15 protein-coding genes, 1 rRNA gene and 1 pseudogene are annotated in these 22552 nt (G+C 72.9%); 14 read left to right on the top strand and 3 right to left on the bottom strand.

Annotation, left to right across the window (positions count from 1 at the left end; all coding sequences use genetic code 11):
• Positions 1–119: 119 nt before the first annotated feature.
• A complete protein-coding gene (locus ACWDCZ_RS12745; RefSeq protein ID WP_449815956.1) occupies positions 120–2351 on the bottom strand; it encodes a transglycosylase domain-containing protein in 2232 nt (743 codons plus the stop codon).
• Positions 2352–2701: 350 nt separating this feature from the next.
• Here ACWDCZ_RS12745 and ACWDCZ_RS12740 point away from each other — a divergent pair, with 350 nt between their 5' ends.
• Both ACWDCZ_RS12740 and aspS read left to right on the top strand, forming a co-directional pair.
• Entirely contained in the window at positions 2702–3055 is a 354-nt protein-coding gene (locus ACWDCZ_RS12740) for a UBP-type zinc finger domain-containing protein (RefSeq protein WP_449815955.1), read from the top strand.
• A 295-nt stretch (positions 3056–3350) separates the two neighbouring features.
• Positions 3351–4658, top strand: coding sequence for an aspartate--tRNA(Asn) ligase (aspS, locus tag ACWDCZ_RS12735; protein WP_380782366.1), 1308 nt, complete (start codon positions 3351–3353; stop codon positions 4656–4658).
• A gap of 112 nt (positions 4659–4770) precedes the next feature.
• Here aspS and ACWDCZ_RS12730 read toward each other — a convergent pair whose 3' ends face one another.
• Together ACWDCZ_RS12730 and rrf are read right to left on the bottom strand one after the other, a co-directional pair.
• Positions 4771–5484 (bottom strand): IclR family transcriptional regulator, encoded by a 714-nt coding sequence (locus tag ACWDCZ_RS12730; RefSeq protein ID WP_030246527.1) that lies wholly within the window; start codon positions 5482–5484, stop codon positions 4771–4773.
• A 232-nt stretch (positions 5485–5716) separates the two neighbouring features.
• Positions 5717–5833: ribosomal RNA gene (rrf, locus tag ACWDCZ_RS12725) — 5S ribosomal RNA — on the bottom strand.
• Positions 5834–6231: 398 nt separating this feature from the next.
• Between rrf and ACWDCZ_RS12720 the strand changes: the two genes are divergently transcribed.
• The 12 genes and pseudogenes from ACWDCZ_RS12720 to ACWDCZ_RS12665 all read left to right on the top strand — a co-directional run.
• Positions 6232–7020, top strand: coding sequence for a response regulator transcription factor (locus ACWDCZ_RS12720; protein ID WP_304414264.1), 789 nt, complete (start codon positions 6232–6234; stop codon positions 7018–7020).
• A gap of 12 nt (positions 7021–7032) precedes the next feature.
• On the top strand, positions 7033–8532 hold the full coding sequence (locus tag ACWDCZ_RS12715) for a sensor histidine kinase (protein WP_117488840.1): 1500 nt from the start codon (positions 7033–7035) through the stop codon (positions 8530–8532).
• 261 nt (positions 8533–8793) lie between these two features.
• On the top strand, positions 8794–9693 hold the full coding sequence (locus ACWDCZ_RS12710) for an LAETG motif-containing sortase-dependent surface protein (protein ID WP_380743247.1): 900 nt from the start codon (positions 8794–8796) through the stop codon (positions 9691–9693).
• Between the two features lie 255 nt (positions 9694–9948).
• A complete protein-coding gene (locus ACWDCZ_RS12705) occupies positions 9949–10185 on the top strand; it encodes a hypothetical protein (protein ID WP_449815954.1) in 237 nt (78 codons plus the stop codon).
• Positions 10178–11539, top strand: coding sequence for an oxygenase MpaB family protein (locus ACWDCZ_RS12700; RefSeq protein WP_380743244.1), 1362 nt, complete (start codon positions 10178–10180; stop codon positions 11537–11539). Before ACWDCZ_RS12705 ends, ACWDCZ_RS12700 begins: the two co-directional genes overlap by 8 nt.
• 419 nt (positions 11540–11958) lie before the next feature.
• Positions 11959–13503 (top strand): cytochrome ubiquinol oxidase subunit I, encoded by a 1545-nt coding sequence (locus ACWDCZ_RS12695; protein ID WP_049651270.1) that lies wholly within the window; start codon positions 11959–11961, stop codon positions 13501–13503.
• A 33-nt stretch (positions 13504–13536) separates the two neighbouring features.
• Complete coding sequence (gene cydB, locus ACWDCZ_RS12690) at positions 13537–14562, top strand: cytochrome d ubiquinol oxidase subunit II (protein ID WP_049651271.1); 1026 nt, start codon at positions 13537–13539, stop codon at positions 14560–14562.
• 4 nt (positions 14563–14566) lie between these two features.
• The gene (gene cydD / locus ACWDCZ_RS12685) at positions 14567–18085 is read left to right on the top strand and encodes a thiol reductant ABC exporter subunit CydD (protein WP_449815953.1); all 3519 of its coding nucleotides are present in this window, start codon (positions 14567–14569) and stop codon (positions 18083–18085) included.
• Between the two features lie 46 nt (positions 18086–18131).
• The gene (locus tag ACWDCZ_RS12680; protein ID WP_082345964.1) at positions 18132–20030 is read left to right on the top strand and encodes a GAF domain-containing sensor histidine kinase; all 1899 of its coding nucleotides are present in this window, start codon (positions 18132–18134) and stop codon (positions 20028–20030) included.
• 168 nt (positions 20031–20198) lie between these two features.
• Complete coding sequence (locus ACWDCZ_RS12675) at positions 20199–20612, top strand: DUF1508 domain-containing protein (protein ID WP_074002007.1); 414 nt, start codon at positions 20199–20201, stop codon at positions 20610–20612.
• On the top strand, positions 20602–21006 hold the full coding sequence (locus tag ACWDCZ_RS12670) for a hypothetical protein (RefSeq protein WP_049655595.1): 405 nt from the start codon (positions 20602–20604) through the stop codon (positions 21004–21006). The genes ACWDCZ_RS12675 and ACWDCZ_RS12670 overlap by 11 nt, the downstream gene beginning before the upstream one ends.
• A 280-nt stretch (positions 21007–21286) precedes the next feature.
• Positions 21287–22336: pseudogene (locus ACWDCZ_RS12665) on the top strand (PstS family phosphate ABC transporter substrate-binding protein); the annotation flags it as partial.
• Positions 22337–22552: the final 216 nt, after the last annotated feature.

Genomic DNA, 22552 nt, shown 5'->3' with positions numbered 1-22552 from the left:
TGACAAGAAAGTCACACCGCTCAATTTCCGGCACCGCACAGGGGGGAGAGAACGACGCCGCCCCGCCGAGCCGGTGCTCGACGGGGCGACGTGCGAGGCGACGCGCGGGGAACGGGGCGTCAGGGCTGCTGGTCGTTCTCGGTGGTCGCCGGGCCCGCCGGGGCGGTCGCCTGGCCCCCGGGGGTGCCGGTGCCGGTGCCGGACGGGGTCTTGTTCGGGTCGGTCCGGGGGGCCGGGTCGGGGATGTCGGCCATCGGCAGGGACTGCTTGGGGGTGCCGCGCAGGGCCTGGTTCATGGCGTCCCGCCAGATCGGGCCGGGGCCGTCGGCGCCGAACACCTCGGCGCGGTACTTCCCGTTGATGGTGATGTTGCGCATCTCGACGCCGCCCTGGGGGCCGCCGATCCAGACGGCGGTGGCGAGTTGGGGGGTGTAGCCGTTGAACCAGGCGGCCCGCTTGCGGTCCGAGGTGCCGGTCTTGCCCGCGATCTGCCGGTTGTCGTCCAGGCTGAGCGCCGCGCCGGTGCCGTTGTTCTCGGTGACGCCGTTCAGGACGGTGTTCAGCGCCCGTGCCGTCGAGTCGGAGAACGCCTTCTCGCACTGGGAGGACGGGACGGGGACGTCCTTGCCCTCCACGGTGGTGATCCGGTTGATGGCGACGGGGGCGCAGTGGGTGCCCTGGGCGGCGAAGGTCGCGTAGACGTTGGCCATGGTCAGAGGGCTCATCTCCTCGACGCCCAGGGCCATCGCGGGGACCTCCTCCAGGGGCTTGCCGCTGGCCTTGGTGGTGATGCCGAGCTTGTTGGCCATCTGCTTGACCGCGCAGAGGCCGATCTCCTGCTCCATCTGGATGAAGTAGGTGTTGACCGAGAGGGCCATCGCCATCTTCAGCTGGTACGGGCCCTTCTCGCTCGCGGACTCGTTGGGCACCACCGTCCTGGGCCGGGCCTCGTTCTTCCAGGTGCCCTCGCAGGTCTTCATCGTCGGGTACTCGAGCTTGTTCGGGGACGAGTACTCCTGGGTCGCCGGCAGGCCCGCCTCCAGGGCCGCGGCCGCGACGACCGGCTTGAAGGTGGAGCCGGGCTGGAAGCCGTTGCCGCCGCCCATCGCCGCGTCGACGTTGAGGTTGACGACGGTCTGGTTCTGGTTGGTGTCCAGGCCGTACGGGCGGGTCTGGGCCATGGCGAGGATCTTGCCGGTGCCGGGTTCGACCATGGAGGCGGCGGCGGAGACGCTGTCCGTGACCCGGACGTTGCTGCTCACCGCGTTCTGGGCGGCGGCCTGCTTCTCCGGGTCCAGCGTGGTGTAGATGTTCAGGCCGCCCTGGTTCCAGAACTTCTTGCGCTCGTCGGAGCTCTGGCCGAAGGCCGGGTCCTGCTTGACCACGTGGCGCACGTAGTCGCAGAAGAAGCCCATGCCGGCCTGGGCGGTGATGCAGCCGTTCTGCGGCGCCTTGTAGTTCAGGCCGAGCGGGGCGGCCTTCGCCTCCTTCGCCTGCTCGGCGGTGATGTGCTTGTTCTCCAGCATCTTGTCGATGACGGTGTCGCGGCGGTTCTGCGCGGCCTGCGGGTGCAGCTTCGGGTCGTACTGCGACGGGTTCTGCACCAGCCCGGCGAGCGTCGCCGCCTCGGCGACGGTGAGGTCCTTGTTGCTCTTGCTGAAGTAGCGCTGGGAGGCGGCCTCGACCCCGTAGGCGCCGTTCCCGTAGTACGTGATGTTGAGGTAGTTGGTGAGGATCTGCTCCTTCGGCACCTCCTCCTCCAGCTTGATCGCGACCTTGAGCTCCTGGATCTTGCGGCCCAGGGTCTTGCGCTGGGCCTCCAGGACGGCGTCCCGGTCGTCGCCCGCCTGCTCGACGTTGACGTTCTTGACGTACTGCTGGGTCAGCGTGGAGGCGCCCTGGGAGGCGGTGCCGCTCTCGGCGTTCTTGCTGATCGCGCGGAGGACGCCCTTGAGGTCGACGGCGCCGTGCTCGTAGAAGCGGGCGTCCTCGATGTCGACCTGGGCCTGGCGCATGAACGGCGACATCTGCTCGGCGGTGATGACGGTGCGGTCGCGCTCGTAGACCTTGGCGATCAGGCCGCCCTTGGCGTCGAAGATCTGGGTCGCCTGGGTGAGCGGCGGGGTCTTGAAGTCGGACGGGACGTCCTCGAACCCCTCCGCCGTGCTCTTGGCCGTCAGCCCGATGCCGCCGGCGACGGGTAGGACGAGGCCTGCCAGCAGCACACCGGACACGACGCTCACCCCCAGGAAGGTCGCACCGAGGCGGGCCAGCCGGAGCGGGGCCTTGCGGGACGGCTGGAGGTCCGCGTTCTCGGAGGAACTCCATATCGGGGGGAGGTTCGATGCCATTCCGGAATGCTAACCCTTGGAAGTCTCCGGTCGAACGGTTTTTCGCGTGCGGCTGTCACGGCTCTGCAACAGGCTCCGGGGTCGATTCCCGGGAGGTGAATCGCATACGTACCGAATGAATTCGGGGGAATTCGGCGGCCGGCCTCCGACTCGGTCCGCCCCGCCCCGTCCCCGGCCGCCCTGGTCCGCCCCGTCTGCGGCGCCCCTCCCGTGGCCCGCCCCCTACCAGGTTGATGCCGTGAGCGGGCCGAAAGGTTGCGGCGCCCGGACGGTCAGGTGCCCCGGACTGGCAGCGCCGCCACGGCCGGGCCAGGCTGGTGGGGACGGACCGCCCAGCCGAGGAGGCAGCTATGACCGGCGAGCCGATCCCGGGAATCGACCCCGCCGCGGTGCCCAGCGGCGACGGCTGCGCGGAGTGCCTGGCCGGCGGCGGATGGTGGTTCCACCTGCGCCGCTGCGCGGCCTGCGGCCACATCGGCTGCTGCGACTCCTCCCCCGCCCAGCACGCGACGAAGCACGCGCGCCAGGCCGGCCACCCGTTCCTGGTCAGCTTCGAGCCCGGCGAGGAATGGTTCTGGAACCTGGAGACCGGCGAGTACTACGAGGGCCCGCCGCTGGCACCCCCCACCGCCCACCCGGTCACCCAGCCCACCCCGGGCCCGGCCGGCCGGGTCCCCGCCGACTGGCAGTCGCAGCTGCACTGACGGTCCCCACCGCGACGGCCACCGCCTCCTCCCCGTACGAGGCGGTCGGCCGACGGTGACCGCACCGTTCCGGCGGCCCCTCGCACCGCGCAGGGGCCGCCGACCCCTGTCCGCCGTCCGCCCGGACACCGGCCGTCGTCCGCCCGGACACCGTCCGCCGTCCGCCCGGACACGAGGGAAAACCCCGCGACTCCCACGGGCTTGATCCTCTACGGTGAACGCGCCCAGGGCGGCCGTTTACCGCCCGTCGACGTGGCGCGACCAACGCGCCCGCAAACCCGGGGAGTTCCCTGTCATGACGCGCACCCTTGTCGCCGAGCTGCCCGCGCACCTGGAGGAGACGGTCACCGTCTACGGGTGGGTGAACACGCTCCGACTCCAGCGGCGCATCCAGTTCGTCCTGGTCCGGGACCACACCGGTCTCGTGCAGGTCACCCACCTCCGGGGTGGGGAGGACGACGTCATCGAGGCCGCTTTCGAGGGCGTGACGGTCGAGTCCGCCGTGAAGATCACCGGCCGGGTGGTCGCCAACCCGCAGGTCAAGCTCGGTGGTCTGGAGATCGTCCCGACCCGCGTGGAGGTCGTCTCACCGGCCGAGCCGAAGCTGCCGATCGACGAGAAGACCGGGATCGACCAGCGCCTGGACTGGCGGTTCCTCGACATCCGGCGGCCCTCCCAGCAGCTGGTCTTCGACGTCCAGACGACCGTCGAGCGGGCGATGCGGGAGGTGGCGGCCGAGGAGGGCTTCACCGAGCTGCACACGCCGAAGCTCATGGGGACGGCCTCCGAGTCGGGCGCCGAGGTGTTCGAGGTCGGCTACTTCGGCCGGACCGCCTACCTCGCCCAGTCCCCGCAGTTCTACAAGCAGATGGCCATCGCGGGCGGCATCGACCGGGTCTTCGAGATCGGGCCGGTGTTCCGCGCCGAGCCGTCCTTCACCTCCCGGCACGCCACCGAGTTCACCGGGGTCGACGTCGAGATCGCCTGGGTCGACGGGGTCGAGGACGTGATGGCCTTCGAGGAGCGGATGCTGCACCGCGTCCTGACCGCGGTGGCCGAGCGCCACGGCGCGGCGATCGCCGAGCACTTCGGCACCCGGGTCGTCGTCCCGGAACTGCCGTTCCCCCGGATCACGATGGCCGACGCGCTGGCCCGGCTCCGCGCCACCGGCTGGGACCCGGAGGGCGTCAAGGAGGACCTCGACCCCGAAGGCGAGCGGGCGCTGTGCGGCCTGATCGCCGAGGAGACCGGGCACGAGTTCGTCTTCGTCACCCGCTTCCCGGCCGCCGTGCGGCCGTTCTACCACCTGCGGCCGGAGGACGACCCGACCGTCACCGAGTCCTTCGACCTGCTGTGGAAGGGCGTGGAGATCACCACCGGCGCCCAGCGCGAGCACCGGTACGACCGCCTCGTCGCCCAGGCCCGGGAGAAGGGCATGGACACCGGCCCGCTCTCCGGGTACCTCGACTGCTTCCGCTACGGCACCCCGCCGCACGGCGGGCTCGGTCTGGGGCTCGGCCGGCTGCTGATGCTGGCGCTCGGCCTGCCGTCGATCCGCGAGGCGACGTTCCTCTTCCGGGGCCCGCACCGCCTCGAACCGTAGGGCGTCGAACCGTAGGCGGGGGACCGGAAGACGGAACGGGCCGCGCCCGAGGAGATCCTTTCCTCGGGCGCGGCCCGTTCCGTCCGTTGCTCTTCGGCCGCGCCGCTGGCGGTCAGCTGCGGCGGAGGGCCTCGGTGAGCCGGTTGGCGGCCTCGATGATGGCCTGGGCGTGCAGGCGACCCGGGTGGCGGGTGAGCCGCTCGATGGGGCCGGAGACGGAGACGGCGGCCACCACGCGGTTGGACGGCCCGCGGACGGGGGCGGAGACGGACGCGACGCCCGGCTCGCGCTCCCCGATGGACTGGGCCCAGCCGCGGCGGCGGACGCCGCTGAGCGCGGTGGCGGTGAAGCGGGCGCCCTGGAGGCCTCGGTGGAGGCGCTCGGGCTCTTCCCAGGCGAGGAGGACCTGGGCGGCGGAGCCGGCCTTCATCGGCAGGGTGCTGCCGACGGGGACGGTGTCGCGCAGACCGGAGAGTCGTTCGGCGGCGGCGACGCAGATGCGCATCTCGCCCTGGCGGCGGTAGAGCTGCGCGCTCTCCCCGGTGACGTCGCGCAGGTGGGTGAGGACGGGGCCCGCGGTGGCGAGCAGTCGGTCCTCGCCGGCGGCGGCGGAGAGTTCGGACAGGCGGGGGCCGAGGATGAAGCGGCCCTGCATGTCGCGGGTGACCAGGCGGTGGTGTTCGAGTGCGACGGCGAGTCTGTGGGCGGTGGGGCGCGCCAGACCGGTGGCGGCGACCAGCCCCGCCAGTGTGGCGGGGCCCGACTCCAGTGCGCTGAGCACCAGAGCGGCCTTGTCGAGAACGCCGACGCCGCTAGTGTTGTCCATAGCATGATATTGCAGTCTCAGGTAGCGAGACGCAAGTCTGTTTCGATGTCCGCCATCCTCTCAGATGCCCGCAAAGCACCACTTCCGGGACTCGGCGTCTCGGATGGCGGACGCGCCGCTGCGGGCGGGTCGGCGCCCGCACTGGAGGCGGGGAACGGCCGGGGAACGGCCGGAGAAACGCAAAAAGCCCCTGCCGTGTCTCTTTCGAAACACGGCAGGGGCCGTAAGAAGAATTCGGCGGCGTCCTACTCTCCCACAGGGTCCCCCCTGCAGTACCATCGGCGCTGAAAGGCTTAGCTTCCGGGTTCGGAATGGAGCCGGGCGTTTCCCTCTCGCTATGACCACCGAAATGATCGGGCCGGGCAATTGCTCGAAAGCACTGCCTGCGCCTCGCTGTAAATCATAGCAGGAGGAAAAGCGAACGGATTCCGCGGTCCCGAGGGGCCGGTCGCGTCCGAGGGGCCGCTCGCGACCGGGGGTCGGGCCGACCGGCGGGCGGTGTCCACCCGTCGGCTCCCGTCGACCCGCTCGGAGGGGGAGCCAGCACGCCGAGGGGGCGCGTCACGCAGCGTGCGCGCCCCGTCCGTCGTGTCCACGCCCGTGCGCACACCACCGACCCCACCCCTGTGCGCCGATCGCCCAAAAACCGACCGATAAGGTGTTAATCCAACATTCATCCATGCCGCATAGCCTCCGGGGGCTAGCCTCATGCTGAACGTCATCGTCCGACCGGGAGGCGAAAGCCCCGTGCAAGGCACTGTCACCACACCAGGCGGTTCCACGGTGCCCGGCGGCCAGGGCGAGGCGTTCCTGCTCGTCGTGGACGACGAGCCCAACATCCGCGAGCTGCTCTCCGCCTCGCTGCGCTTCTCCGGCTTCCGCGTCGCCTCCGCCGCCACCGGCACCGAGGCGCTCGAACTGGTCGCCGCCGAGCGCCCGGACCTGGTCGTCCTCGACGTGATGCTCCCTGACCTCGACGGCTTCACCGTCGTCGAGAAGCTGCGCGAGCGCACCAGCCGCGGGCAGATAGCCGGGCCGGCCCACGGGCACCCCGCCGACCACCTGCCGGTGCTCTTCCTCACCGCCAAGGACGGCGTCGGCGACAAGGTCCAGGGCCTGGCCGCCGGGGCGGACGACTACGTCACCAAGCCCTTCAGCCTGGAGGAGCTGATCGCCCGGATCCGCGCCATCCTGCGCCGGGCCGGCGGGCCCGCCGAGGACGGACGACTGGTCGTCGCCGACCTCAGCCTCGACCCGGTCGCCCACGAGGTCACCCGGGGCGGCACCCCGGTCTCGCTCTCCCCGACCGAGTTCAAGCTGCTGCACTACCTGATGGCCAACGTCGGCCGGGTGGTCTCCAAGTCGCAGATCCTCGACCACGTCTGGGCCTACGACTTCGGCGGGGACCTCTCCATCGTCGAGTCGTACATCTCCTACCTGCGCCGCAAGCTCGACTCCGGCCCGGCGCACGGCCCCAAGCTGATCCACACCGTGCGCGGCATCGGCTACGCCCTGCGCCGCCCCCCGCAGGGCTGACCGGACCCGCTCGTGCCCGCCCGCTTCTCCTCCCGGCTGTCGCTGCGCGCCCGGCTTCTGGTGCTCGTGTTCGCGCTGGTCGCCACCGGGCTCGCGGTCAGCGACACCTTCGTGCTCGGCGCCGTACGGACCCAGCTGGTGGAGCAGCTGGACGAACAGCTCCAGCGGTACGGGCTGCCGCTCTCCCGCAAGCCCCCGAGCCAGGTGGTCGCGCCGGCCGCCGGGAAGCCCCTGGTCGCCGGGCGGCGGGTCAGCCTGCCCAGCCAGTACCTGGTGCAGTACCTCTCCTCGGACGGCAAGGTCCAGGCGCTGATGCGCCAGCCCGTCTCGGACAGCGACCCGGCGCCCCAGCTGGCCGGACTGGACCCGACCCGGACCGCCCCCGACGTCCCCTTCGACCTGCCCGACCAGCGGGGCCGGCACAGCTGGCGGGTGCTGGTGCTGCCGCTCCAGGCCCCCCGCGGGCAGGCCGCCAACCCCAGCGCGTACGCCTCGCCCGCGGTCACCCCGACCTACGTCATGGTGGCGGTCTCCCGCGAGGACATCGACGCCACCATCGGCAGGCTGAGCACCTCCTTCCTGGCCATCGGCGGCGGCGTCCTGGTGCTGATCGCCGCGCTCGGCTTCTTCGCGGTGCGCGCCGGGCTGCGGCCGCTGCGCCGGATCGAGGCGGGCGCCGAGCGGATCGCGGCCGGCGAGCTGTCGCACCGGATGCCGGAGCTCTCCCCGGGCACCGAGGTCGGCCGGCTGTCGATCGCGCTCAACGGGATGCTCACCCAGATCGAGGCGGCCTTCGCGGCCCGCGCCGAGTCCGAGGCCCGGATGCGGCGCTTCGTCGCGGACGCCTCGCACGAGCTGCGCACCCCGCTGGCCGGCATCCGCGGCTTCGCCGAGCTGTACCGGATGGGCGCGCTGCCCACCGAGGCCGACGTCAAGCGGACCATGACCCGGATCGAGAGCGAGGCCGACCGGATGGGCGCCCTGGTCGAGGACCTGCTGGTGCTCGCCCGGCTGGACGAGGAGCGCCCGCTCGACCTCGCCCCGATGGACCTGCGCACCCTCGCCGCCGACGCGCTGCACGACCTCACCGCCCTCGACCCGAGCCGCCCGGTCGCGCTCACCGGTCCGGCTGGCACCGGCGCGCCCGGCGCGGCGCCCGTCCTCGGCGACGAGGCGCGGCTGCGGCAGGTGGTCACCAACCTGGTCGGCAACGCGGTCAAGCACACCCCGGCCGGCACCCCGGTCCGGATCGGGGTGGGCGCCGGCCCCGGCGGCGTCTGCCTGCTGGAGGTCGCCGACTCCGGCCCGGGCCTCACCGAGGAGCAGGCCCAGCGGGTCTTCGACCGGTTCTTCCGGGTCGACGCCTCCCGCAGCCGCGACAACGGCGGCGGCGCCGGCCTCGGCCTCGCTATCGCCACCGCCCTCACCCGCGCCCACGGCGGCACCCTCACCCTGCACACCGCCCCGGGCGAGGGCGCCACCTTCCGCGTCGAACTCCCCCGGCAGCGCTGACCGGATTCCCGCAGGGCCGAATGCCGCCAATTCGGCCCCGCAGACCCGAATGCCGCCAATTCGGGCGTTCGGGGCGTGCTTTTGCCCCGGCTTTGTCGACTCGTCAATTCCCCGGCGAACCCGGAAGGTTCGGCGCCCGGTCATTGCCGGAATCCGGCATGGAGCGTTAAGAATGCGTGTGCCTATGATCGGCGTCGTCCGGCCGTGAGGAACCCTCCGGCCGTGACCCTTGCTTTTCCTTTCGACCCGAAAGGGGTCATCGTGAACCTCCGCCGTTCGCTGGTCTCGGCCGTCCTCGTCGCCGCCGTCGTCTCGCCCGCCGCCGTGCTCTCCGCCGCGCCCGCCTTCGCGGAGTCGGCGTCGGTGACGCAGACCCGGAGCGACAGCGGCTCGATCGCCGAGCTGGAGCAGGCCGCCGCGGCCGCGGCCAAGGCCCACACGGCGGCCGTCGCGAACGAGGCCGAGGTCACGGCCGAGGCCACCGCGTTCCTGAAGGACCCGCAGCCCTACCAGGGCAGGCTCCAGGAGGCGCGGGCCGCCGCCAAGCAGGCCGCCGCGACGAGGGAGACCACCGACAAGGAGGCCGAGGAGGCCGCCCGGGCGTACGGCACCGCCAAGGAGGAGGACCTCCCCAAGGCCAGGGAGCGGATGCTGAAGGCGTTCGAGGCCGCCAACGCCGCCACCGCCGCGGACGAGAAGGCCAAGGCCGCCGTGACCGCCGCGGGCAAGGCCCTGGACGACGCCAAGGTCGAGGCGTTCCGGCGGATCTCCACGGCCCAGGAGGCCACCAAGGCCGCGGCCGCCACCAAGGCCGCCGCGGACAAGGCGCTCGCCGACGCCCGGGCCGCCGCCGCGAAGCCGGTCGAGAAGCCCGTCGAGAAGCCGGCCGAGCAGCCCGCCGCCGGCACCCCGGCCTCGGACACCGCCGCGACCAAGGCGTCCACCGCGACCAGGGCCACCACCGCCTCGAACAGGTCGACCACCTCGACCAGCACCGCGACCGCCACGCAGGCCGCCACCACCGGCTCGGCCACCGAACTCGCCGACACCGGTTCCAACCCCGCCACCCCGTACCTCGCCCTGGGCTCCGGCCTCGCCCTCGGCCTCGGCGCCGCCGCTCTCTACGTCTCCCGCCGCAAGCCGGCCCGCTCGGCTTCCTGACCCACCAGGTCCGCGCCCGCCCGAAAGGCGGGCGGGACCACCCCCGAACCGCAGGACAGGCCCCGGCCCGTCCTGCGGTTCCGGCGTTCCCGGCCCCGAAACTCCTCGATCGAGTGAACCCGTTGCCGTTCACCCGGCCGACCCCCAGGTCGCGTGCGACCGTGCTGCCGTTGCTCGCGCGGGCTCGCGCGGGCTGATCACTGGACGGGAAATTGGGGTGTTCCGATGAGCGCGGTTGCTGTTGAGGAGACCGGCGTGGACCTGGACCAGGCGCTGTGGGAGATGTGGAAGTCCATGGACGTCCCCGAGGGCATCCATGTGGAGATCATCGAGGGGTTCGACGCCGTCACCGTCCTCACCGGCCCCGACCCCGAGCGCCGTGCCTATGCGACCTCGACCCGGGTCCCGTACAGCAAGGAGGCCGTGATCCCCGAGGGCCCCGCCAAGGGCTTCGTGATCGGTCCCGAGATCACCGGTGAGCGCCGTGGCTGAACGCGGCGCGTCGTTCAGGCGGGACCTGTCGGAGTGGCGGATCGTGCTGGTCGCGTGGCGGCTGCTGGTGCTGCAGGCGGCGGATCCGGTGGTGGCGGCGGGGATGGCGGAGCACTCGACGTACCGGGCGCACCCGTGGCGGCGGGTGGAGCACACGCTGGGCAGCGGGCGACGGCTGTTCTACCAGGACGCGGACGCGCTGCGCCGGGAGGTCGCGCGGCTGGAGCGGGCGCACAAGCGGATCCGGGGGACGGGGCCGGACGGGCGGCCGTACGACGCCGGGGACGCGGCGACCAGGGCGTGGGTGCTGCTGACGCTCTTCGAGGGCGTGGTCGCGATGCGCCGGCTGGGCGGGGACCGGTACGACGCGGGGGAGTTGGCGCAGGCGTACGCGGAGTTCCGGGAGGCGGTCGCCGTCTTCGACCTCCCGAAGGGCGAGATCCCGGAGACCGTGGGGGAGTTGCCGGCCTACTTCGCCCGGTACGCGCGGGAGCGGCTGGAGCACACCGAGGCGGCGCGCCACCTGTTGGACGACCTGCTGCGCGAGGCGCCCGCGCCTCGCCGGCTCCGGTTCCTCGGCGACGCGGGCTGGCGGGTGGTGCGGGTGGTGGTCGCCCGGGCGATCCGCGAGCTGACGGTGGCGGACCTGCCGCCGGCGGTGCGGGAGCGGTTCGGGCTGGTCCGTACCCGGCGGGCCGCGCTGCTGTCCGCCGTGCTGCACCGCGGCGTGGGCGCGGTCGTCCCGCTCCTCCCGGACCGGCTGCGCTACCGCTCCCCGGAGGAGCACCGGGCGCCGAAGCGCCACCGCCCGCACCGGGACGGCCGGGGGCCCCGGCTGGACCGCTTCTTCCGCGAGGTGCTCGACCAGACCGGCGACGGCTTCATCACCGCGCACGACCTGCGGGCGATGGCGCACAACGTGTGCTGGCAGCTGGAGTTGGACGAGGCGGGCGAGGCCCGGGTGTACGAGGCCTTCGACAGCTGGTGGGAGCAGCTGCGCGCGGTGATGGACGCGAACGGGGACGGGAGGGTCAGCCGGGAGGAGTTCGTGGCGGCGACCCTGGCCGGCCTGGACCGGGACGAGGCCTACCTGGAGCGGGGGCTGCTGCCCGCGCTGCGGGCGGTGTTCACCGCGGCCGACACCGACGGCAGCGGCTTCCTGGAGTTCGACGAGTACCGCGCGGTGTTCGGCGGGCCGCGCGTGCACCCGGCGGAGCTGTCGCACGGTTTCCGCCGGCTGGACGCCGACGGGGACGGGCGGATCACCCGGGAGGAGTTCCTGGCCGGATTCACCGGGTTCTTCACGGCCCGCGCCGATTCCGTCCCGGGCACCGAGCTGCTCGGCCGCCCGTAGGACATGGCCCGCGGGTCCCGGCCGACTCGGCCAGACCCGCGGCCCCGGCGGCGGCCCGCAGACGCGAGTCCGAAGACAGGCCCTAGCACGCGGATCCCGTCGGGGCGACCGGGTCGCGGGCCTGTCAAGCGCCGGTTCGGCCAACAACGTCCGGCCATCCGCCCGGTCGTTCGTTGCCCCGGCCCGCGGTGGATCCGCAGACTGTGCGGACCGCGCCGCGGCCCGTGACGCAGCGCACAGCCTGTCAATCCCACCCCACCTGCGGTTCCCCCGTAAGGATGGTGGATACTGCTCCTTGTGAACGTGTTCACGTTCACAAGCGGACAAGCTTGCGTGGTTGAGCAACGGTCTACGGCTATAGATGAAGTTTGTCCGGAAGATGCCCGTCGTCACGCGGGCAGGTTGGGAGAGAGGGCGACGTGGAACTGGCAATCGCTCACGAAACCATCGCGCGATGGCAATTCGGCATCACCACCGTCTACCACTTCCTCTTCGTCCCGCTCACGATCAGCCTGGCCGCGATCGTGGCCGGTCTGGAGACCGCCTGGGTGCGGACGAACAAGGAGAAGTACTTCCACGCCACCAAGTTCTGGGGAAAGCTCTTCCTCATCAACATCGCGATGGGCGTGGTCACCGGCATCGTCCAGGAGTTCCAGTTCGGCATGAACTGGTCCGACTACTCCCGCTTCGTCGGCGACGTCTTCGGCGCCCCGCTCGCGATGGAGGCGCTGATCGCCTTCTTCTTCGAGTCCACCTTCATCGGCCTGTGGATCTTCGGCTGGGACAAGCTGCCGAGGAAGATCCACTGCGCCTGCATGTGGATGGTGGCGCTGGGCACCGTGCTCTCGGGCTACTTCATCCTGGCCGCCAACTCCTGGATGCAGCACCCGGTCGGCTACGCGATCGACCCGGTCACCGGCAAGGCCCAACTGACCGACGTCGTCCGGGTGCTGTTCCAGAACACCACCCTGGTGGTCGTCTTCCACACCCTGACCGCCGCCTTCCTCACCGGCGCGGCCTTCGTCGTCGGCATCGCCTCCTTCCACCTCTGGAAGGCCAAGCGCAAGCCGGAGACCGCCGACCCGAAGAAGACCGCCGCGATGCGCACCTCGCTGCGGCTCGGCCTGGTGCTCGCGGTCGTCTTCGGCGCCGGCACCGCGCTCAGCGGCGACACCCTGGGCAAGGTCATGTTCGAGCAGCAGCCGATGAAGATGGCCGCCGCCGAGGCGCTGTGGGAGACCCAGGCGCCGGCGCCGTTCTCGGTCTTCGCGGTCGGGGACGTCAGCAAGGGCCACAACTCGGTCGCCCTGGAGATCCCCGGGATACTCTCCTTCCTCGCCCACAGCGACTTCAGCTCGTCCGTCCCCGGCATCAACGACACCGCCGCCGCCGAGGCCGCCCAGCACGGCGGCGATCCCAAGGACTACATCCCGAGCATCTTCGTCACCTACTGGGGCTTCCGCCTCATGATCGGCTTCGGGATGACCTCCTTCCTGGCCGGCCTGATCGGCCTGTGGACCACCCGGAAGAAGCTCTTCCTGCACCCCGAGTTCCGCACCGGCGAGACCGAGGTGCCCCGGCTGATGCTCACCCCCAGGCGCGAGCTGGGGCCGCAGCTGACCAAGTGGAGCTGGCGGATCGGCATCCTGACCATGGGCTTCCCGCTGATCGCCAACAGCTTCGGCTGGATCTTCACCGAGATGGGCCGTCAGCCCTGGGCCGTCTTCGGCCTGATGACCACGGCCAGCGCGGTCTCCCCCAACGTCAGCGTCGGCACCCAGATCGGGGCGCTGGCCACCTTCACCACGCTGTACGCGATCCTCGCCGTCATCGAGGTCCGGCTGCTGGTCAAGTACGCCAAGGCCGGCCCGGTGGTGACCGAGCAGCCGCCCACCAAGGACCCGTCGTTGCGCGGACCGTCCTCGGACGAGGACGCCGACAAGCCGCTCGCCTTCGCCTACTGAGGCGCCGGGACACCGGGGAACTGAGGATCTGACATGCAACTCCACGACGTCTGGTTCGTGCTGATCGCGGTCCTGTGGATCGGCTACTTCTTCCTGGAGGGCTTCGACTTCGGGATCGGCGTGCTGACCAAGCCGCTGGCCCGCAACACCGCCGAGCGGCGGGTGCTGATCAACACCATCGGCCCGGTCTGGGACGGCAACGAGGTCTGGCTGCTGACCGCCGGCGGCGCCACCTTCGCGGCCTTCCCGGACTGGTACGCGACGCTCTTCAGCGGCTTCTACATCCCGCTGCTGGTCATCCTGGTCTGCCTGATCGTCCGCGGGGTGGCCTTCGAGTACCGGGCCAAGAACGACGGCGCCCGCTGGCAGCGGAACTGGGAGGAGGCCATCTTCTGGACCTCCCTCCTCCCGGCCTTCCTCTGGGGCGTGGCCTTCGCCAACATCGTGCGCGGCGTGGACATCGACGCGCAGAAGAACTACGTCGGCACCCTCTGGGACCTGCTGAACCCGTACGCCCTGCTCGGCGGCCTGGTGACGCTCGCCCTGTTCACCCTGCACGGCTCGGTGTTCGCCGCGCTCAAGACGGTCGGCGAGATCCGCGAGCGGGCCCGCAGGTCCGCCCTGGTCTCCGGCCTGGCGACCGCCGTGCTGGCGCTGGCCTTCCTGACCTGGACCCAGGTGGACCACGGCAACGGCCGCAGCCTCGCCGCGATGATCGTCGCGGTGGTCGCCCTGCTCGGCGCCCTGGCGGCCAACCAGCTCGGCCGCGAGGGATGGGCGTTCAGCCTCTCCGGGGCGACCATCGTGGCCGCGGTCGCGATGCTCTTCCTGGCGCTCTTCCCGGACGTCATGCCCTCCACCCTGAACCCGGAGTGGAGCCTGACCGTCGCCAACGCCGCGTCCTCGCCGTACACGCTGAAGGTGATGACCGTCGTGGCGGCGATCTTCACCCCGCTGGTGCTGCTCTACCAGGGCTGGACGTACTGGGTGTTCCGCAAGCGGATCGGCGTCCAGCACATCCCCGGGCACAACCCGGCCGCCCCGCTCGACCAGGCCTGACGCCGTGAAGCCGGTCGACCCCCGACTCCTCGGGTACGCCCGCACCACCAGGGCCTTCCTCGCCGGATCCGTGCTGCTCGGCGCGGTCGGCGCGGCCCTGGTGGTCGCCCAGGCGAGTCTGATCGCCGAGATCGTCGTCCGCGCCTTCCAGCGCGGGGCGACGCTCGGCGAGCTGACCACGCCGCTGCTACTGCTCGCCCTGACCGCGGTCGGGCGCGGGCTGGTCGGCTGGCTCACCGAACTCACCGCCCACCGGTCCGTCGCCCGGGTGAAGTCCACCCTGCGGCGCCGGCTGCTCGACCACGCCACCGCGCTCGGCCCGTCCTACCTGGCGGGCCGGCGCACCGGCGAACTCACCACCCTCGCCACCCGCGGCATCGACGCGCTGGACGACTACTTCGCCCGCTACCTGCCGCAGCTGGCGCTGGCCGTGGTCGTCCCGGTGATCGTGCTGCTGCGGATCGTCGGCGCCGACTTCACCTCGGCCGCGGTCATCGCCGGGACGCTGCCGCTGATCCCGCTGTTCATGGTGCTGATCGGGATGGCCACCCAGTCCCGGATGGACCGGCAGTGGAACACCCTGTCCCGGCTCTCCCACCACTTCCTCGACGTGGTCGCCGGACTGCCCACCCTCAAGGTGTTCAACCGGGCCCGCACCCAGGCCGCCACCATCGCCCGGATCACCGCCGACTACCGCCGGGCCACCCTGCGCACCCTGCGGATCGCCTTCGTCTCCTCCTTCACCCTGGAGCTGCTCTCCACCCTGTCCGTCGCGCTGGTCGCCGTCACCGTCGGCTTCCGGCTGGTGGACGGCACGCTCGACCTGGAGACCGGGCTGCTGATCCTGGTGCTCGCCCCCGAGGTGTACTTCCCGATCCGCCAGGTCGGCGCGCTCTACCACTCCAGCGTCGAGGGGCTGACCGCCGCCGACGAGCTGTTCCGGGTGCTGGAGACCCCGCTGCCCGCCGCCGGCACCACCCCGGCGCCCGACCTCGCGAGCGCCGTGATCGCCGCCGAGGGCCTGGTCGTCCGGCACCCCGGGCGCACCGAGCCGGCGCTGGACGGCGCCGCGCTGACCCTGCGCCCGGGCTCCAGCACGGCGCTCACCGGCCCCAGCGGCGCTGGCAAGTCCACCCTGCTGGCCGTGCTGCTCGGCCTCACCGCCCCGTCGTCGGGCACCGTCCGGATCACCGCCGCCGACGGCCGTACGACGTACGACCTGGCCGAGCTGGAGCCGGAGAGCTGGCGGCGGCAGATCGCCTGGGTGCCGCAGCACCCGCACCTGTTCGCCGGGACGGTCGCCGAGAACCTGCGGCTCTACCGGCCGGAGGCCACCGACGAGCAGCTCTGGACGGCGCTGCGGGCCGCGCACGCGCTCGACTTCGTGACCGACCTGGCCGCCGTCCTCGGGGAGGACGGCGCCGGGCTCTCCGCCGGGCAGCGCCAGCGCCTCGCCCTCGCCCGGGTGCTGCTCGCCGAGGACCGGCCGCTGGTGCTGCTGGACGAGCCGACCGCCAACCTGGACGGCGCCTCCGAGGCGGCCGTGGTGGACGCCGTCCGGGCGCTCGCCGCCGACCCGGCGCGCACCGTGCTGGTGGTCGCGCACCGGCCCGCCCTGCTGGCCGTCGCCGACCGGCGGGTACGGCTGGCGGGAGCCCCGGCGGCCGCCGCCCCGGCCGCCCCGGTGGCGCCGCTCGCCCACAGCGGCCGCCCCACGCCCGCCCCCGCCGTCGCCGAGGAGCCCCGGCCCGAGGGCGGCGGCACCCCCCGGCTGGCGCTCTCGATCCTGCTCGGCGCGCTCGCCCTCGGCTGCGCCGTCGCGCTGATGGCCACCTCCGGCTACCTGATCTCCCGGGCCTCCGAGATGCCGCCGGTGCTCTACCTGATGATGGCCGTCACCTCGGTACGGGCCTTCGGCATCGGCCGCAGCGTCTTCCGCTACGCCGAGCGGCTGGTCTCGCACGACGCGGTGCTGCGCACCCTCGGCACCCTGCGGGCCGCCGTCTACCGGCGGCTGAGCGCGCTCGCCCCGGCCGGACTGCCCGCCTTCCGGCGCGGCGACCTGCTCTCCCGGCTGGTCGCCGACGTGGACGCCGTCCAGGACCACTACCTGCGCTGGCGGCTGCCGGCCGCGGTGGCCGGCCTGGTCGCGCTGGCCTCGACCGCGGCGATGGCCGCCTTCCTGCCGGCCGCCGGGCTGGTGCTCGGCCTCGGACTGCTGCTCGCGGGCGGGCTGGTGCCCGCCCTGGCCGCCCGCTGGTCGGCCGGCGCCGAGCGGCGCCAGGCCCCGGCGCGCGGGCGCCTGGCCACCGCCGTGGTGGACGCCTTCACCGGCACCGCCGAGCTCACCGTGGCCGGCGCGCTGCCCGGCCGGCTGGCCGCCGTCCGTAGCGCCGACGCCGCGCTGACCGGGCTGGCCGCCCGCTCGGCCGCCACCACGGCGCTCGGCACCGGGCTGATCGCCCTGCTCACCGGGCTGACCGTGACGGCCGCGGCCGCCGTCGGCGTCCAGGGGGTGCGCGACGGGGTGCTGGCGCCGGTCTGCCTGGCCGTGGTGGTGCTGACCCCGCTGGCCGCCTTCGAGGCCGTCACCGGGATGCCGCTCGCCGTCCAGGCCCGCCAGCGCAGCCGCGCCGCGCGGGCCCGGCTGGACGAGGTGCTCTCCGCCGAACCCCCGGTCGCCGAGCCCGCCGAACCGGTGGCACTGCCCGAGCGGCCGCTGCCCGTCGCGGTGCGCGGGCTGACCGTACGGCACCCCGGGCAGACGGTGGACGCGCTCGTCGGGGTGGACCTCGACCTCGCGGCCGGCCGCCGGATCGCCGTGGTCGGCCCGTCCGGCTCCGGCAAGACCACCCTCGCCCAGGCGCTGCTGCGCTTCCTGGAGCCGAGCGCCGGGACGGTGCGGTTCGCCGACGGCCGCCCCGAGGCGGTGGACAGCCGCGCGCTGGCGGGCGAGTCCGTCCGCCGGGTGATCGGGCTCTGCGCCCAGGACGCCCACGTCTTCGACAGCTCGCTGCGGGAGAACCTGCGGCTGGCCCGGCCGGCGGCGGGGGAGGAGGAGCTGCGCGCCGCGCTGGCCGCCGCCCGGCTGCTGGAGTGGACCGAGGGCCTGCCGGACGGCCTGGACACCATGGTCGGCGAGCACGGCGCCCGGCTCTCCGGCGGCCAGCGCCGGCGGCTGGCGCTCGCCCGGGCGCTGCTCGCGGACTTCCCCGTGCTGGTCCTGGACGAGCCCGCCGAGCACCTCGACCTGCCCACCGCCGACGCCCTGACCGCCGACCTGCTGGCCGCCACCGAGGGCCGCACCACCGTGCTGATCACCCACCGGCTGGCCGGGCTGGACGACACCACGGTGGACGAGGTGCTGGTGCTGGACGGCGGACGGGTGGCCGAGCGGGGCCGCTGGTCGGAGCTGGTCGCCGACCCGGACGGGCGGCTGCACGCGATGTGGAGGCGGGAGCGGGAGGCGGACGGGCTGCTGGAGCCGGTTCCGGCCGTCGCCGGCCGGGCCGTCACCCGTTAGTCGCGCCGTCCTTCGGCTGAAAAGCGTACAAACGTAGGCTTTCTTCATGGACCCCACGCCGGACCTCCCGCCCGACCCCGCTCCGGGCCTCCCGTCGGACCCCGTTCCGGGCCTTCCGTCGGACCCCGCTCCGGGCCTCCCGTCGGACCTCCCCGGGGCCGCCGCCGAGCAGACGCCCCACCAGGTGCCGGAGATCGCCTCGCTCGGGCTGGACACCCTGGTCACCGAGGTCGCCGAGCGCCTGCAGTCGGCCGCCGCGGTCACCGACCGGATGCAGCGGCTGCTGGAGGCGGTGGTCTCGATCGGGGCCGGGCTGGACCTGCACGCCACCCTGCACCGGATCGCCGTGGGCGCCGCCGAACTGGTCGACGCCCGCTACGCGGCGCTCGGCGTGATCGCCCCCGGCGGCACCGGCCTGGCCGACTTCATCCACGTCGGGGTCGACGACGAGACCGCCGCCGAGATCGGCGAACTGCCCGCCGGCCGGGGCATCCTCGGCGCGCTCATCGACCGCCCCGAGCCGCTGCGGCTGGCCGACCTCCGCACCGACCCGCGCTCCTCCGGCTTCCCGCCGCACCACCCCTGCATGAGGACCTTCCTGGGCGTGCCGATCCGGGTCCGCGCGGAGGTGTTCGGCAACCTCTACCTCACCGAGAAGAAGGGCGGCGGCGCCTTCACCCCCGAGGACGAGCAGGTGGTGCACGCGCTCGCCGCGGCGGCCGGCGTGGCCATCGAGAACTCCCGGCTGTACGAGGAGGGCCGCCGCCGCGAACGCTGGATCGCCGGCGCCGCCGCCGTCGCCACCGCGCTGCTCTCCGCCGAGCAGGCCGAGAGCGCGCTGACCGTCGCCGCCGAGCAGGTACGGGAGCTGGCGGACGCCGCGCTCGGCATGATCCTGCTGCCGACCGGCCCGGAGGGCGGCGGCGAGGGCGACGGGCAGATGCGGGTCGCGCACGCCTCCGGCGAACTGGCCGAGTACGTCCGCGGCGAACTGCTGCCCCGGGAGAGCTTCGCGGCGCGGCTGCTCGCGGGGGAGAGCGTCTACCTGGACGACATGTCCAGCGACCCGACCGTGGTGATCCGGCTCGCCCGCCGCTTCGGCCCGTCCATGGCCGTGCCGATGGTCGCCGCCGGGCGGGTGCTCGGCGGGCTCTGCGTCTGGCGCCCGCACGGCGCGGTGCCGTTCACCGACAGCGAGAAGCAGCTCGCCGAGACCTTCGCCTCGCAGGCCGCGCTGGCCCTGCGGCTCGCCGAGGGCCAGCGCGACCAGCAGCGGCTGGCCGTCTTCCAGGACCGCGACCGGATCGCCCGCGACCTGCACGACCTGGTGATCCAACGGCTGTTCGCCACCGGGATGATGCTGGAGAGCGCCGCCCGGCGGGCCGTCGTCCCCGAGGTCAGGGTCGGCATCGGCAAGGCGGTGGACGAGCTGGACGCCACCATCCAGGAGGTCCGCACCACCATCTACGCCCTCCAGCACGACGACCACGGCGACGCGCCGGACACCCTGCGCACCCGGGTGCTGCGGGAGGCCAGCCAGGCCGCGGCCGCGCTCGGCTTCAAGCCCTCGGTGAGCTTCGTCGGGCCGGTGGAGAGCCTGGTCGGGGAGAAGACCGGCCGTCAACTGCTCGCCGCCCTGCGCGAGATGCTCTCCAACACGGCCCGGCACGCGCGCGCCTCCCGGGTCGGCGTGGAGATCGACGCGACCACCCACCTGGGCGAGGACGGCCGCCCGGTGGGCGGCGACCCGGACTCGCTGGACCGGGGCGGCCGGCCCGGCGTGCTGCTCACCGTGACCGACGACGGGGTGGGCATCCCGGCCGGCGGCCGGCGCAGCGGCCTGCTCAACCTCACCCGGCGCGCCGAGGCGCTCGGCGGCGACGCCTGGCACGAGAGCGGGCCGTACCGCAAGGGCACGATGGTGCGCTGGACGGCCCGGCTCTGAGGGTTCCGACCGGGACTACCACCAAGAACCGGTGAAAGTTAAACGAGAGAGAACTTCCCGACCAACAGCGCAAGTTGTGAACGTTCTGGGCTTTCGGGGGCTCCGTGTGCACACATAGCTTTGCTCCGCTCGGAGGGGAAACCGGAGGGCAACCGGACGGAGGGGGCAGTGAACGCTGCCGGCCGCGGTCACACCGCAGCAGGGGCAAGTCGAGGGGGTTTCCGCGCCGAACGGGCAGCGGACGGGCGCTACCGCTGGCAACTGAAGGCGTCCAACGGCCGGGTGGTCGCGATCACCCCGGCCGCGTTCGAGACGGCGGGCGAGGCCGAGCGGGGCTTCGACGGCCTGCGCGCCGCGGCGCCCGGGCTCACCGCGCGCATCACCCACGTACGGGAGGGCATCGGCTGGATCTGGGTCGTCCCGGGCTCGCGCGCCCTCCCCGAGGTGCGCTCCAGCCGCGCGTACGAGCGGTACGCGACCTGCCAGAACGCCTTCCGGCGGTTCGTGGTGCTGCTCTCCAAGCAGCCTCCGCACGAACTCCCGGAGCCCGCCGTACCGTTGAGACGCACCGATGGCCGCTGAGCGACGCGGCCCGCGACTGCTGATCGTGCCGGCGGCCGACCGCTGCCTCGGCTGGGCACTGCGGGCCGCCAACGGGAGGCCGCTCGGGGTCGGCGTACGGACGTACCGCAGCGAGGACGAACTCGCCGAGGCCGTCCGGGTGCTGCTGATCGAACGGGCCGCGCTGCGGTGCTCGGTCGGGCAGTCCGAAGGACGTCAGTGGGTCTGGGCCGCCTACCTGCCGGTGCGCAGCACCCGGCCGGGGGCGGCCGACGCCGTCCCGGTCGCCCGCAGCGCCCGGGGATACCTGCGCCGGGACCAGTGCCAGGCGGGGATCGAGGGGTTCCTGGCCGGACTGCAGTGGGTGGGGCAGGAGTTGCGGCGATCGGGGCGGGACGGCCGCCGGCCGCTGTAGGAGACCGCGTGCGTGGCGGTCCGTCGAACGCGACGGACCGCCATGTCGGCATGTCCGGAGGCGTGTCCGGGGCGTATCCCGGGCGTATCCGGAGCATGTCCGGGGGCGGGTCCGGAGGCGGCGGTTCCGTCCACGGCCCCCGTCCGTGCAGTTCCGGTGAAGGGCAGGTTTCCGGCAACACCCCGAGCAGCTTCCTGGAGAAGAACGTCGACCGGGTTCGGAGGGCCGGGAGTGCCCCTGTCACGTGCACGCTGACCAGTGGCTAAACCTCGCTGAACCGATGAGTCGACATTCCCCGGCCGGACCCGGCCTCCCTTCCGGCGGAACCTCCCCGCCGGACAGGATCGGCACTGCCGGCGAGGCCGCAGCGGACGCGGCCACACGGCCCCGAACTCCCGAACGGAGTACGGGTTTCACGCGATGTACGTCTCTCCCCCGGAGGAAGAGGAACATGCGTAAGACCGCTGCCAAGCTGCTCACCGTCGCCGCCCTGGCGACCTCCATCGCGACCGTCGCCGGCGGCACCGCCGTCGCCGACCCGGCCGCCGGCGTGACGCCGCGCGCCATCGACTTCGTGGGCACCGGCTCCGACACCACCCAGGCCGTCGTGAACCAGCTCGCCGCCGACTACAACGCGTCGCTGACCGACCCGAACGCCCCCCGCGTCTACAGCTGGGACGCGACCCCCACCGGCACCACCATCACCCCCAAGGCCGGTTCCGCCGCGATCGCCCGCCCGAACGGCTCCGGCGCCGGCATCAAGGCGCTGGCCACCTACACCAACACCACGGTGGACTTCGCCCGCTCCTCGCGCGGCCCGCAGTCGAGCGACCCGAGCAGCGACTACTTCGTCAGCCTGGCGAAGGACGCCGTCGCCTGGGCCGCCCCGGCCACCGGCAACGCCCCGGCGAACCTGACCACCGGGAACCTGAAGGACATCTTCACCTGTGCGGTGACCAACTGGCACGACATCGACGCGTCGCTGCCGAACGCCACCATCAAGCCCTTCCTGCCGCAGACCGACTCCGGCACCCGCTCCTACTTCCTGACCACCATCGGTGGCGGCGTCGCGGTCACCCCCGGTGGCTGCGTCACCAGCGGCACCCAGGAGAACCAGGGCAGCGACTCGGTCCTGGCCGACCCCAACGCGCTGGTCCCCTACTCCGTGGCCCACTACATCGGCCAGGTCTACTACGGCCAGGGCAGCGGCACCGACGTCCAGGGCCCGCTGACCATCCGCAACGTCAACGGTGTCCTGCCGGTGGACACCACGGCCAAGACGATCAGCGCCGCCTTCGCGGCCACCCCGTACTCCCGCGTGGTCTACAACGTCTTCCGTGACACCGAGTGGAACTCGAACGCCACCCTGCGCGCCATCTTCGGCAAGGGCGGCTGGCTCTGCAACAACGGCGCCAACGACCTCAAGAGCTACGGCTTCCTGCCGCTGTCCGCCTTCGCCTGCGGCGCCGTCACCCACTCCAACGCCAGCAGGTCCCGGACGATCCGCCCCTTGGTCGCCTTGTTGAAGTGGCTGACCACGCTGCGC

The organism is Kitasatospora sp. NPDC001225 (assembly GCF_053597855.1).
The sequence above is the reverse complement of the archived record's forward strand: the minus strand, read 5'-3'. Positions and strand labels throughout refer to the sequence as shown.

Excerpts from the sequence above, each read along its gene's own strand:
- ACWDCZ_RS12745 (WP_449815956.1), bottom strand. The coding sequence starts at position 2,351 with ATGGCATCGAACCTCCCCCCGATATGGAGTTCCTCCGAGAACGCGGAC.
- ACWDCZ_RS12740 (WP_449815955.1), top strand. The coding sequence starts at position 2,702 with ATGACCGGCGAGCCGATCCCGGGAATCGACCCCGCCGCGGTGCCCAGC.
- aspS (WP_380782366.1), top strand. The coding sequence starts at position 3,351 with ATGACGCGCACCCTTGTCGCCGAGCTGCCCGCGCACCTGGAGGAGACG.
- ACWDCZ_RS12730 (WP_030246527.1), bottom strand. The coding sequence starts at position 5,484 with ATGGACAACACTAGCGGCGTCGGCGTTCTCGACAAGGCCGCTCTGGTG.
- cydB (WP_049651271.1), top strand. The coding sequence starts at position 13,537 with ATGCAACTCCACGACGTCTGGTTCGTGCTGATCGCGGTCCTGTGGATC.
- ACWDCZ_RS12680 (WP_082345964.1), top strand. The coding sequence starts at position 18,132 with ATGGACCCCACGCCGGACCTCCCGCCCGACCCCGCTCCGGGCCTCCCG.
- ACWDCZ_RS12670 (WP_049655595.1), top strand. The coding sequence starts at position 20,602 with ATGGCCGCTGAGCGACGCGGCCCGCGACTGCTGATCGTGCCGGCGGCC.